This is a genomic window from Mesorhizobium sp. BR1-1-6, from assembly GCF_020165355.1.
GTDB lineage: Bacteria > Pseudomonadota > Alphaproteobacteria > Rhizobiales > Rhizobiaceae > Mesorhizobium.
The window spans coordinates 26020-38101 of sequence record NZ_JAIUHZ010000002.1; the positions used below are offsets into that span (position 1 = coordinate 26020).

The window sequence follows — 12082 nt, forward strand, 5'->3', positions numbered from 1 at the left end:
AAAGCCGACCTCTGGCCCCACCTTTGGCCCGACCTGTGGACAGACCTGCGGCCAAAAACAAACCGGCGACGCTTCGTTCGCGCCGCCGGCTGCAATCGTCGGATCTGCCCTGTCGCTCAGGTGTTGCTGGCGGTTCCGGCCGACGGAAACTGCCTGGCGAATTCCGCCTCGTTGCCGGCGGCGAGCAGCTTGGCTTGCTCGATCCAGCGCTCGCGCGCGATACGGCCGTCGAAATTCATGACGTCCTCGATCCGCTTGATATCAGCGGCTGTCCAGGCGGCGATCTGGGCAAAGCTGGTGACGCCTTGTGCCCTGAGCAGCTTCTCGTTGACCGGGCCGATACCGATCAGCCGGCGCAGATTGTCGGGTTTGCCGGAAGCCGCCTTGGCCGGCGCGGCCTTCGCCGATGCCGCCTTCCTGAACGCCGCGCTGGCCTTGGGTGCGGCCTTGGCGGCAGCGGCCTTTGGCGCGCCAGTCTTCGCGGCGCTGGAAGCGGCCTTGGCCGCAGCCGGCTTCCTGGGCGCCGGCTTGGCCGCCGGAGCGGATTTGGCAGGGGTGGGCGTCGACATCAAGGCGGCCGGCGCCGGCGCCGCCGCCTTTGCCGGGCCGGAGCCGGTCGAGGCCTCGCGCAGCTGGCGCTCGAGATCGGCGCGGGTGCGCCCGCAGGCATCCAACTCGCCGGTCAGGCGATCGCTGTCGGCCCGCAGCCGGTCGCGCTCGCTGCGTGCGCGGTCGAGGTCGCCGCGCAAGCTGTCGAGCTCACCGCGCAGGCGTCCCCAGATGAACCAGCCAACCAGCACACCCACAAGGAACGCCAGGAGCATGTAGAAAAAAGTGCCCATTGTCTCTCTCTCCAGTCAGATCCGTCTGCCGCGGCATTGGACTTAATGACCTTCGGCGAAGGACTACTCGATGATGGTTCGGCCGCCTGCGGAACAGCCGGCCTCAGTCGAGCCGTCGGCGTCGGCTTTGCAAGCCATGGCCAATGGCCGTCGTCGCGTGCACCGGAACGCCGCGATCGGCTGAGACTTCCCCGCCCGACCCGCATGCTCCGGCTGAGCTTGGCGGGGAGGCTATCATAGAGCTTACGGAAAGCTATGGGAAAACTACGAAAGAGAGTTATTCAAGAACAGATATTTAGACCAAGAATAGTGTGGGCCCAATATGCATTCCGGCTAAACTGTTCTGAGCAGGTGGGGACGACGTACAGAAGACGCCTCAGTTGTCGAGCGCTTCCAGCTCGTCGATCAAGCCGCTGATCACGCCAAGCCCGATCTGCCAGAAGGCGGGATCGGTGGCATCGAGGCCGAAAGGCGCCAGAAGCTGCGAATGATGCTTGGTGCCGCCGGCGCGCAGCATCTCGAAATATTTGTCCTGGAAGCCGCGCTCGGCGTTCTGGTAGACCGCGTAGAGCGAGTTCACCAGACAGTCGCCGAACGCATAGGCGTAGACGTAGAAGGGCGAATGGATGAAGTGCGGGATGTAGGTCCAGAAGACTTCGTAGCCGTCGCGCAACTTTATCGCCGGGCCCAGACTTTCCGCCTGCACCTCCAGCCAGAATTGGCCGAGCCTGTCGGATGTCAGTTCGCCGTTGCGGCGCTCCGCATGCACCTTGCGCTCGAATTCGTAGAAGGCGATCTGGCGCACGACCGTGTTGATCATGTCCTCGACCTTCTGGGCGAGCATGGCCTTGCGCTCGCGCCTGTCGGTGGTCTGCTCGAGTAACGAGCGGAAGGTCAGCATCTCGCCGAAAACGGACGCCGTCTCGGCCAGCGTCAGCGGCGTCGAGGCCATCAGCGCGCCCTGGCCGCCGGCCAGCACCTGGTGCACGCCATGGCCAAGCTCATGCGCCAGCGTCATCACATCGCGCGGCTTGCCCATGTAGTTGAGCAGCACGTAGGGGTGCGCCGAAGGCACGGTCGGATGGGCGAAGGCGCCGGGGGATTTGCCTGGGCGCACCGGCGCGTCGATCCAGTTGCGGTCGAAGAAAGTCCGCGCGATCTCGGCCATCTCGGGCGAGAAGCGCTGATAGGCGGACAGCACCGTGTTCCTGGCCTCCTCCCAGCCAATCACCGCCTGCGGTGTCTCCGGCAACGGCGCGTTGCGGTCCCAGTGGTTCATCACCTCCATGCCCAGCCAGCGCGCCTTCATCCGGTAATAGCGGTGTGACAGGCGCGGATAGGCCTCGCGCACCGCCGAAGCCAGCGCATCGACCACACCGCGCTCGACGCGGTTGGCGAGATGGCGTGAATCGGCGATGTCCTCGAAACCGCGCCAGCGGTCCGAGATTTCCTTGTCCTTGGCCAGCGTGTTGGTGACCAGCGTGAAGGTGCGCAAATTCCTCCGGAAGGTCTGGGCGAGCGCCTCGGAGGCGCGGCGTCGCACCTCGCCGTCGGCATCCTGCAATCGGTTCAGGGCCGGTTCCAACGTCAGCTCCTCGCCGTCGACGTCGAAGCGCAAGTCCGTCATCGTCTCGTCGAACAGCCGGTTCCAGGCACCGCGCCCGGTGATCGACTTCTCGTGGAACAGCTGCTCGACGCGATCCTCGAGCTGATAGGGCTTGTCCAGGCGCAGATCGAGCACCCAGGGCCGGTAATGACCGAAAGCGGGGTCGGCGGCGAGCGCGCCCTCGATCGCCGCGTCGTCGATCAGGTTCAGTTCGAGCGCGAAGAACAGAAGATGCGCGCTGGCGTCGGTCATCTTCTCCTGGATGTCGCCATAGAGCTTGGCGCGCTGCGGATCGGCGGTGTTGCCGGCGTAGATGAGGCCGGCATAGGAGACGATGCGGCCGATCAGCTCTTCCAGAGCCTCATAGGCGACAAGCGCCTCGCCCAGCCTGCCTGCGCTGCCGCGCTCGGCCTCGGCGGACAGCGTGCCCTTCCAGCGGCTCTCGAAGGCGACCGCATCGGCGGCGGCTTTGGCGATGTCGCGCTTCAGCTCCGGCGCCTCCATGCCCGCATAGAGGTCGGCAAGATTCCATTCCGGCAGATCGCCAAGCTCGGCGGCGCCCTGACCGGAAGCTGGCGCCGCAGGCCGCCGATCAAACATCACGCGCATCGACAATACCTTCTTTTGAATCAAGTGGCCGGCCCAGGGCCAGAATCAAGGAGAACGGAGAAGCCGGTCAAATCCTAAGGAATTCGTTCACCGGGTTTTTTGAAACCTTATTTAGAACCCTGTGCCAAGATGGTCCATGGGGATATCAGGCGGGCGGCTCAAGACAGTCATGACAGGTTCCATACTCATAGTCGATGACGATCCCGTGCAGCGCCGGCTGCTCGAGGCGGCGGTGACGCGGTTCGGCCACACCGCAATCGTCGTCGACGGGGGCGCTGCCGGCCTCGACGCCCTCGACGGGCCCGGAGCCCGCGACGTGTCGGTGGTCATCCTCGATCTGGTCATGCCCGATCTCGATGGCATCGGCGTGCTCAAGGCGATGCGCGAGCGCGGCATCACCATCCCGGTCATCGTGCAGACCGCCCAGGGCGGCATCGAGACCGTGGTTTCGGCGATGCGCCACGGCGCCTTCGATTTCGTGGTCAAGCCGGCCTCTCCCGACAGGCTGCAGGCCTCGATCGCCAACGCGCTCAAGGTCGAGGCTGTCGAAGGCGAGGTTAAGCGCACGTCGCGCCGGCGCGGCGGGCTGCTGACCTTCAGGGACATGATCACGCACAGTCCGGCCATGGACAAGGTGATCCGCCTCGGCCAGAAAGCGGCGGCATCCAACATCCCGATCCTGATCGAGGGCGAATCCGGCGTCGGCAAGGAACTGGTGGCGCGCGCCATACAGGGCAGCGGCGACCGCCGCTCGAAACCTTTCGTCACCGTCAATTGCGGCGCCATTCCCGACAATCTGGTCGAATCGATCCTGTTCGGCCATGAGAAGGGCTCGTTCACCGGAGCCACGGAGAAGCACACCGGCAAATTCGTCGAAGCGCATTCGGGCACGCTGTTTCTGGACGAGATCGGCGACCTGCCGCTCGACGTGCAGGTCAAGCTGCTGCGCGCCGTCCAAGATGGCGAGGTCGATCCGGTCGGCGGCCGCGCCACGGTCCGGGTCGACATCAGGCTGATTTCGGCGACGCACCGCAATCTCCTGCAGCAGGTCAAGGACGGCAAGTTCCGCGAGGACCTGTTCTACCGGCTCAACGTCTACCCGATCTATGTGCCGCCATTGCGCGACCGCCGCGACGACATTCCCGATCTGGTCGCACATTTTATGGAGAAGGTGGCTCCGGCAGACCCGCGCCATCGCCTTCGGGGCATTTCGGCGGCGGCGCTCGCCGTGCTCCAGGCCTATGACTGGCCCGGCAACATCCGGCAGCTGGAAAATGCCGTCTTCCGCGCCTCGGTGCTGTGCGAAGGCGATGTGCTCGGCGTCGAGGATTTCCCGCAAATCCGCGCCCAGGTGGAGGGCACGGTCCGCCTCGATGGGGACATCGCGCCGGCCGGGCCGTCCTTGGCCGCGGAACCGCGTGACGATCGGGCCGGCGAGATCGTTCCGGCTGCCGAACCCGAATCGCCGATGCGGCTTCAGCCACGCTTCGGCACGCTGCGCGCGCTCGACGAACGCGGCAATGTGCGCGCCCTGGCGGATGTCGAACTGGAGATGATCAAGCTCGCCATCGATCACTACAACGGCCAGATGAGCGAAGTCGCCCGCCGCCTCGGCATCGGCCGCTCGACGCTTTACCGCAAGCTCAAGGAATACGGCATCGATCCGGAAACCGGCAGGCTCGACCGGCTCGCTTCCTGAGGGCGCTATCGCGCACAGCCGCCCGATGTCCGGCCTGAGAGCGGTCGGCCCGAGTGCGGTCACGCAAGGCCGGGACCAGCTTGCGCTGCCATCATGTCGCCGGTGCATTGACTGGACCGGAGTGTGGCGCGCCGATGGCGACGTCCCCGACGGTCCCGTTCACGCATTAAGGCTAACGGTAACAGATCGTGTTTCGGCCAAACGAGGAATCATGATCTAAACCAGCGGTTTACCAAGAAACCTTGTGGACAATTTTTGGCGGGATATCGCCACGGTCTTACCGCATTTCGGCTTCAATAAGCGATGATTAACCATTAGGATCGATATTCGGATGTGACAACGACACGTCCGTTTGGGCAAATCCGGGGACAAACGGCAGCCTGCAAGGCCTTTTGATTTGAACAGAATCGAACGACACACAAACGGGCGGCACTATCATTTGAGCGTCTGGCCGAAGTGGCTGGCGGCCATGATTGTCGCATTTGGTTTTCTTGCCGCTGCCGCAACCGGCGCCAGGGCCGAAGTGCGTTCGCTGAAGCTCTACCACCTCCACACGCACGAGAAGGCGGAGATCGTCTACAAGCGCAACGGCCGTTACGATCAGGCCGGGCTGAGGAAGATCAACATCATCCTGCGCGACTGGCGCCGCAACGAGCCGACCAAGATGGACCCGCGCCTGCTGGACCTGGTCTGGGAAGCCTATCGGGAAAGCGGCGCCACCGACTATATCCAGGTGGTTTGCGGCTATCGCTCGCCGTCGACGAACTCGATGCTGCGCAGTCGCAGCAAGGGTGTCGCCGAGAAGAGCCAGCACATGCTCGGCAAGGCGATGGACTTCTACATTCCGGGCGTGCCGCTGAAGAAGCTGCGCAATATCGGGCTCAAGATGCAGGGCGGCGGCGTCGGCTACTATCCGAGATCCGGTTCGCCGTTCGTCCACATGGATGTCGGCAATGTGCGCCATTGGCCCGGCATCAGCCGACAGGAACTGGTGAGCCTGTTCCCGAACGGCAAGACGCTGCACGTGCCGAGCGACGGCCGGCCGCTGCCTGGCTTTGAGCAGGCGCTTGCCTCATACAAGGCACGCAAGGGCTCCGGCGGCGCCGCCATCGAGCTGGCCAGCGCCGGCGGTGGTTCCAAAAGGTCCGGCGGACTCCTGGCTGCCTTCTTCGGCGGCGGCGACGACGAGGCCGACGACAGCGCCGATGTCGCATCGGCAGAGCCGGCGCCGAAGCCGAGAAGCGTGAAGCCGGTACCGGCGAGCACCGCCAAGAGCGGCACCCTGCCGGGGATCGCGATCGTGGCGCCCGAGAACGCCAAGCGCGCCGAGATCCCGCAGGTCGCCGAGGAGCAGGCCCCGGAGCCGGAAAAGGATACGCCCGAGACGATCATCGCGGCGTTGCCGGCACGCAGCATCCCGCTGCCCGATTTCGCGCCGCGGCCGAAAGTCGATGTCGGCGCGCAGCCGCCTGAAAATGTTCCCTTCGGCATGGCGGATGCGACGGCCAGCACCGAACAGACCGTGGCAACCGTGCAGACGCCGGCGAATATGCCTTTCGGCAAGGCTGATCCCTCGGCGGTCGCCGCCGATGCAGCGCAGGTTGCCGCCAACAACATACCTTTGCCGACATGGCGCCCCGAACACACGTTGCCGGCGGTGCTGGCGCCTGCGCCCAGCAAGGATGTGCTGATGGCGCTGGCCGAGACGGCCGAGCGTGGCAAGACCGCGACCGATGCCTTCTCGGTGCTGCCGAGCGCGCGGCCGGATATGACCAATATCGATGCGGCCAAGCCCGATGCGGTCAAGGCCGTGCTCGACGAGGCCGAGGCGCTTCCCGTGCAGGCTGACTATTATCGGGTTGCGTCGTTGTCCGAGCCTCGTTCGGCTTTCAACGACCCGTCCGGCGTCGATGCCGCATCGCCGCGCGAGGCCGTCGTCGCCCGCGCTGCCGGTTCCGATCCGGTCGCCGCGATCGGCGCCGGCGTGAAGACGACCCGCAAGGAGGCCAGAGCCACCGCCCGCGACCTCAAACCCGGTCCCAAGGCCATCGTGGTTGCCGCCGCACCGCAGGCCGCCCGCTGGGCGCTGACCAGCGGCGAGAATGTCGCGACGGTTTCGAGCGCCACGACGGCGCCGGGCTACGCCTACAACGTGGTCCACACGCCGCCGAGCGAGGTCTACACGGCCGGCTTCCAGCAGGGCGACCAGATGGCGGATGCCAACCGTTTCACCGGCAATGCCGTAAAATTCCTGTCCGTCGCGCGCTTCCAAACGAAGTAAAGACCGGGCATTCCGAAAGCCGCGCCGGGCAACCGGCGCGGCTTTTCGTTGTCAGCCGGCTGTGTGCGGGCACAACCGGCATGCATGAAGCCGGCCCCGGCCCCGCGGGATCACGGGTGCCTGAATTTCTCGTGAAAAGGTAAAAGCTGCCTGTTTCCCGGCTAGAATGGCTGCGTTCCAACCCCGGGGATATTCATGAAGAAGATCCTGTTGGCATCCGTCCTGGCGCTGGTGGCGGCATCGGCGGCTTTTGCTCTCTCGCAAGCCGAAACCGTGATCATCAAAAATGGCAAGCATCACTGCCGGACCAAGATGGTCACGCATTGGAAGCATCGCCACAAGGCGGTCGAGAAGGTCAGGGTCTGCAACTGACCGCCAAGACACCACTGACTATCATGGCACCAGACTAGCCCGATCGGCGCAAGCCGGCCGGGCTTTTTCGTGCCGCCCGGGATGGTTCAGTCGATGTCCAGCGCGGCCGCTTCGCCCGGCGCCAGAAGCCGCGCGGCATCGCGTGCAGGCGGCAACCCGAACTGACGCGCATACTCCCGGCTGAACTGCGAAGCGCTTTCATAGCCCACGGTAAAGGCAACCCGCGCGGCGTTTCCCGGCTGGGCCAGCAGCAGGTGGCGGGCCTCCAGCAGGCGGACCTGCTTCTGGTACTGGATCGGGCTCATCGCCGTCGCCGCCTTGAAGTGGCGATGAAACGCAGCGCTGCTCATATTGGCGAGCTCGGCCAACCGCCGCACCTCGATAGGCTCGTCATAGTGAGCCCGGATCCAGGCGGTCGCCCGGCGGATCTGTGACAAGCGGCTGTCGGCGCCGGCGAGCTGGCGCAACTTCGCGCCTTGCGGGCCTTGCAACAGGCGAAACAATATCTCGCGCTCGAGCAGGGGAGCGAGCACGGGAATCTCGGCGGGCCTGTCGAGCAGCCGCAGCATCCGGCGCCACGCGTCGAGCAGGTCGTCATTGGCCAGGTAGGTCATGAAATCGTCGCCACCGACGGCCGGCTCGTGCTCGATGAGCAGGGCTGCGATCGCCTTGACATCGAGGGCGAAGCCGATGGCCACATAGGGATGCGCGGTGCTCGCCTCGATCAGCTGGCTGGTGGCGGGTGTCTCGACTGCGTAGACGAAATAGCTGCCGGCTTGATAACGAAGCGTACGCTCGCCGATCAGCACCGATTTCGTGCCTTGCAGCACGAACAGCGCCGTCGGCTGACAAAGCTCGGGCATAGGCGGCGTCGGGACCTCGCTGCGGCCGATCGTAACGCGAGGGATCGCCGTCCTTGTCCGCCGCCCATGCGCATGGCGGCCGGCGATGGCGATCAATTCCAGCAGCGCCTCTCTCATCGTTTCAGCATTGCCGATCCGCGTGGGCCGCGCAACCAGGTGAGAGGATCAGGCAAGAGCAAGAGAGTTTTCGGCGCGCGAGGCGGGCCGCAATCCGCCATCTCTAAGGCGCGTCGCGTTTGGCGACGTGTTTTGGGCCTTTGTTTTATGCATGTCGTTTTCCCGGACCGGGCCACTTCCAGGCGACAGGCGTCAGGCCTCCACAAAGGAGATTTGGATATGACGACATCGAAGCGCGCACTGGTGACCGGCGCCAACAAGGGCATCGGCCTGGAGACCGCACGGCGCCTGGCGGCAACGGGATTCAAGGTCTGGCTCGGCGCCCGCGACGCCGCACGCGGCACCGCAGCGGCACAGGCGCTGCGCAGCGAAGGGCTCGACGTCGAGTGGCTCGAACTCGACGTTGTCGATGACGAAAGCGTGGCGGCCGCCGCCAGGACCGTCGCGGCGCGGGTAGCCAGCCTCGACGTGCTGGTCAACAATGCCGGCATTGCTCCTGGATATGTCGACGCGCTCGGCCCCGACGAGCGCTATGAGCTGCCGCCGAGCCGGGAGAATATCGCCGACATCAAGGCCACCTATGATGTCAACGTCTTCGGCCCGATCCGGGTCACCCAGGCATTCCTGCCGCTCTTGCTGGCATCGCCCGCCGGCCGCATCGTCATGGTGAGCAGCTATATCGGCTCGATCGCACGCGCGCAGGACGCAACAGGCGAAAACCAGTCGCCCAACATAATGGGCTATGGCAGCTCCAAGACGGCGCTCAACGCGATTACGGTGGCGTTCGCCAGGGAGCTCGCGCCGCGCGGCATCAAGGTGAATGCCGCTGCTCCCGGCTACACCGCGACCGATCTCAACGGGCACAGGGGCGGTCGCACGGTGCGGCAGGCAGCCGAGATCATCGTGCGCCTGGCGACGCTCGATGCCGATGGTCCGACTGCCGGCTATTTCGACGAGAATGGCCCGCTGCGCTGGTGAACGCGAAAGCGCTTATCCGGCGAGCTTGCTCGCGGCGCGTGCGAGAGCTTCGATTTCGTCCCACCTGCCGGCCTTGACCATGTCGTCGGGGGCGACCCAGGAGCCGCCGACGCAGATGACATTGGGCAGGCTGAGATAGTCGGCCGCGTTCTTGCCGGTGATACCGCCGGTCGGGCAGAATTTCACGTCGGCGAGCGGCGAGGCGAATGCCTTCAGCGAGGCGATGCCGCCGGACTGCTCGGCCGGGAAGAACTTCAGGAAGCGCAGCCCGGCTTCGCGCGCGGCCATGATCTCGCCGGGGGTGATGGCGCCGGGCAGCAGCGGAACCTCGCTGTCGGCGGCGCCTGCCAGAAGCTCGCGGGTTATGCCCGGGCTGACGATGAATTGCGAGCCGGCGGCGGCCGCCTCATCGAACTGGCGGGCATCCAGAATGGTGCCGGCACCGACGATGGCTTCCTCGACCTCGCCGGCCACGCGTCGGATCGCTTCCAGCGCATCCGCGGTCCTGAGCGTGATCTCGATCGCCGGCAGGCCGCCGCGTGCCAAAGCGCGGGCCAAGGGCACGGCATTGGCAACTTCAGCGATCTTCAGCACCGGGATGACCGGCTGGCCATTGAGCAGCGACAGGAGTTTTTCGGTCTTGCTAGGCATCTTCTTCTCCATATCGTTGTCAATTCAACCGATTAGCAGACTGATATTTTCCTGTCCACGCAACCGGGCGTGTCGTGATGTCACGCACGCCGGGTAGCTTACGGGCTCTTCCGGAACAGGACCATGACAGGCCGTCAAACCCGTTTCACCTTGAAACGGCTTTTACGAGCGTCTAGTTGCTCTGGCAATGACACCGTCCGCGCCATCCCAGCCTGTCCGCGTCGCCGCGCTCTACAAATTTGCCCGGCTCGACGCCTTCCAGGCGCTGCGGGCGCCACTGGCTGCCTTCTGCTGTGGGCGCGGCATCAGGGGTACGCTGCTTCTGGCGCATGAAGGCATCAACGGCACGGTCGCCGGCAGCGATGCGGCGATTGCCGAACTGATCGAACATCTCGAAACCATCGACGGGCTGTCCGGCCTCGAGGTGAAATACAGCAGCGCCGCGCAAATGCCCTTCCACCGCATGAAGGTGCGGCTGAAACGCGAGATCGTCACCATGGGTGTCGAAGACATTGACCCGGCGAAGAGTGCCGGCACCTATGTCGCGCCGGCCGACTGGAACGCGCTGATTTCCCAACCCGACACGATCGTCATCGACACGCGCAACGCCTACGAAGTGTCGATCGGCACCTTCAAGGGCGCCATCGATCCGGCGACCGCGAGCTTTCGCGAATTCCCGGCCTGGGTGGAAGAGCACCGCGCGGAACTGGAAGGCCGCAAGGTCGCCATGTTCTGCACTGGCGGCATACGCTGCGAGAAGGCGACGGCCTATGTCAGGTCGCTTGGTCTCGAGGAGGTGTTCCATCTCAAGGGCGGCATCCTGAAATACCTCGAAGAGGTGCCGGCCGAAGACAGCCTGTGGCAAGGCGAATGCTTCGTCTTCGACGAACGGGTTTCGGTGTCGCACGGCCTCGCCGAGGGCGACGCCGAGCTGTGCCGCGCCTGCCGGCATCCACTGACCTTGGACGAGCTGACATCGCCGAAATTTGCCGCCGGCGTCTCCTGCCCGCATTGTTTCGACGCTCGGTCGGACGACGACCGCCAGCGCTATGCCGAGCGCCAGCGGCAGGTCGAGCTGGCGCAGGCGCGGGGCAGGGGACCGCATATCGGGTCCTGATCAAGGCGCCTGGGCCGGGGCAAAGCGGCCGCCCGTCATTGCAATGTCAGGTTTCGGGACCTACGTCTTCGGCGTTCGAAACCTGCCCGTTCGGCCGGGCAATCCTGGAGGCATTGATGTTCGATCCCAAGAAGCTTCTCGACGATCTGCTCGGCTCGCAAATTCCCGGCACCGGCGGCACGGTCCGCGACAAGGCCGGACAGGCGGTGCAGATGGCCAAGGACAATCCTCTTGCGGCGGGCGCGCTGGCCGCGGTGCTGCTTGGAACCGGCGCCGGGCGCCAGGTCACCGGTGCCGCCGTCAAGCTCGGCGGGTTGGCAGCGATCGGTGGCCTCGCCTACAAGGCCTACCAGAACTACAAGGCCGGCAATGCACCCGAGCAGGCGCCGGCGGCCGGCGAACCGGAATTGCTGCCGCCGCCGAAGGACACTGCGTTCCACCCGTCGCAAGCGCCGCAGGGCGAGGACGAATTCACGCTGACCCTGGTGCGGGCGATGATCTCGGCGGCCAAGGCCGACGGCCATGTCGACGATGAGGAGCGCAAGAAGATCGCCGGCAAGCTGAGCCTCGCGGGGATCGGTTCCGATGCGGAAAAATTCCTGATGGCGGAGCTGGAGAACCCGCTCGACCTCGACACGCTGGTGGCCGGCGCCAAGACCGACGCGCAGAAGCTTGAGCTCTACACCGCGTCGCGCCTTACAATCGATCCCGACACACGCGCCGAGCGCGGCTATCTCGATCTGCTCGCGGGCCGGCTCGGCCTGCCGGATGCGCTGATCGACCATGTCGAGGCAACGGTTTCGGCGGTCAAAGTGCCGGCTGCCAAGGCCGGGACCTCACCCAATCCACGCTGGTAGGCCAAAACGGAACAGGCGGGCCTTCGTGGCGTTAACCTCTCGTTAACCCAGGAAGCGCATGATTCTAGACAGTCGGATCGGCTTTCCTCC

Annotated in this window: 10 protein-coding genes; 6 read left to right on the forward strand and 4 right to left on the reverse strand. The window is 65.2% G+C overall.

All coding sequences use genetic code 11. The features are described from left to right. Positions 1–116 precede the first annotated feature (116 nt). Together LB545_RS05315 and LB545_RS05320 are read right to left on the reverse strand one after the other, a co-directional pair. Complete coding sequence (locus LB545_RS05315) at positions 117–842, reverse strand: proton-conducting membrane transporter (protein WP_224704590.1); 726 nt, start codon at positions 840–842, stop codon at positions 117–119. Between the two features lie 376 nt (positions 843–1218). Further along, positions 1219–3057, reverse strand: coding sequence for a M3 family oligoendopeptidase (locus LB545_RS05320; protein ID WP_181169627.1), 1839 nt, complete (start codon positions 3055–3057; stop codon positions 1219–1221). 169 nt (positions 3058–3226) lie between these two features. Here LB545_RS05320 and LB545_RS05325 point away from each other — a divergent pair, with 169 nt between their 5' ends. The 3 genes from LB545_RS05325 (at position 3227) to LB545_RS05335 (ending at position 7409) form a co-directional block, all read left to right on the forward strand. Next, a complete protein-coding gene (locus tag LB545_RS05325; protein ID WP_224704592.1) occupies positions 3227–4756 on the forward strand; it encodes a sigma-54-dependent transcriptional regulator in 1530 nt (509 codons plus the stop codon). A gap of 469 nt (positions 4757–5225) precedes the next feature. Continuing rightward, the gene (locus tag LB545_RS05330; protein ID WP_224704594.1) at positions 5226–7037 is read left to right on the forward strand and encodes a DUF882 domain-containing protein; all 1812 of its coding nucleotides are present in this window, start codon (positions 5226–5228) and stop codon (positions 7035–7037) included. A 195-nt stretch (positions 7038–7232) separates the two neighbouring features. After that, complete coding sequence (locus LB545_RS05335; protein ID WP_224704596.1) at positions 7233–7409, forward strand: hypothetical protein; 177 nt, start codon at positions 7233–7235, stop codon at positions 7407–7409. Positions 7410–7495: 86 nt separating this feature from the next. On the opposite strand, the gene LB545_RS05340 is transcribed toward LB545_RS05335, so the two are convergent. Next, on the reverse strand, positions 7496–8389 hold the full coding sequence (locus LB545_RS05340) for an AraC family transcriptional regulator (RefSeq protein WP_140650200.1): 894 nt from the start codon (positions 8387–8389) through the stop codon (positions 7496–7498). Positions 8390–8608: 219 nt separating this feature from the next. Between LB545_RS05340 and LB545_RS05345 the strand changes: the two genes are divergently transcribed. Further along, positions 8609–9367, forward strand: coding sequence for an SDR family NAD(P)-dependent oxidoreductase (locus tag LB545_RS05345; RefSeq protein WP_140650202.1), 759 nt, complete (start codon positions 8609–8611; stop codon positions 9365–9367). Positions 9368–9379: 12 nt separating this feature from the next. Here LB545_RS05345 and LB545_RS05350 read toward each other — a convergent pair whose 3' ends face one another. After that, positions 9380–10018, reverse strand: coding sequence for a 2-dehydro-3-deoxy-phosphogluconate aldolase (locus tag LB545_RS05350; RefSeq protein ID WP_140496266.1), 639 nt, complete (start codon positions 10016–10018; stop codon positions 9380–9382). Positions 10019–10205: 187 nt separating this feature from the next. Between LB545_RS05350 and LB545_RS05355 the strand changes: the two genes are divergently transcribed. Then, entirely contained in the window at positions 10206–11135 is a 930-nt protein-coding gene (locus LB545_RS05355) for a rhodanese-related sulfurtransferase (RefSeq protein WP_140816724.1), read from the forward strand. Between the two features lie 116 nt (positions 11136–11251). Continuing rightward, a complete protein-coding gene (locus LB545_RS05360) occupies positions 11252–11992 on the forward strand; it encodes a tellurite resistance TerB family protein (protein WP_140513669.1) in 741 nt (246 codons plus the stop codon). The last annotated feature ends 90 nt before the right edge of the window (positions 11993–12082 follow it).

Coding starts and splice junctions, on each gene's coding strand:
- LB545_RS05315 (WP_224704590.1), bottom strand. CDS start 842: ATGGGCACTTTTTTCTACATGCTCCTGGCGTTCCTTGTGGGTGTGCTG.
- LB545_RS05320 (WP_181169627.1), bottom strand. CDS start 3,057: ATGCGCGTGATGTTTGATCGGCGGCCTGCGGCGCCAGCTTCCGGTCAG.
- LB545_RS05325 (WP_224704592.1), top strand. CDS start 3,227: ATGACAGGTTCCATACTCATAGTCGATGACGATCCCGTGCAGCGCCGG.
- LB545_RS05330 (WP_224704594.1), top strand. CDS start 5,226: ATGATTGTCGCATTTGGTTTTCTTGCCGCTGCCGCAACCGGCGCCAGG.
- LB545_RS05335 (WP_224704596.1), top strand. CDS start 7,233: ATGAAGAAGATCCTGTTGGCATCCGTCCTGGCGCTGGTGGCGGCATCG.
- LB545_RS05340 (WP_140650200.1), bottom strand. CDS start 8,389: ATGAGAGAGGCGCTGCTGGAATTGATCGCCATCGCCGGCCGCCATGCG.
- LB545_RS05345 (WP_140650202.1), top strand. CDS start 8,609: ATGACGACATCGAAGCGCGCACTGGTGACCGGCGCCAACAAGGGCATC.
- LB545_RS05350 (WP_140496266.1), bottom strand. CDS start 10,018: ATGCCTAGCAAGACCGAAAAACTCCTGTCGCTGCTCAATGGCCAGCCG.
- LB545_RS05355 (WP_140816724.1), top strand. CDS start 10,206: ATGACACCGTCCGCGCCATCCCAGCCTGTCCGCGTCGCCGCGCTCTAC.
- LB545_RS05360 (WP_140513669.1), top strand. CDS start 11,252: ATGTTCGATCCCAAGAAGCTTCTCGACGATCTGCTCGGCTCGCAAATT.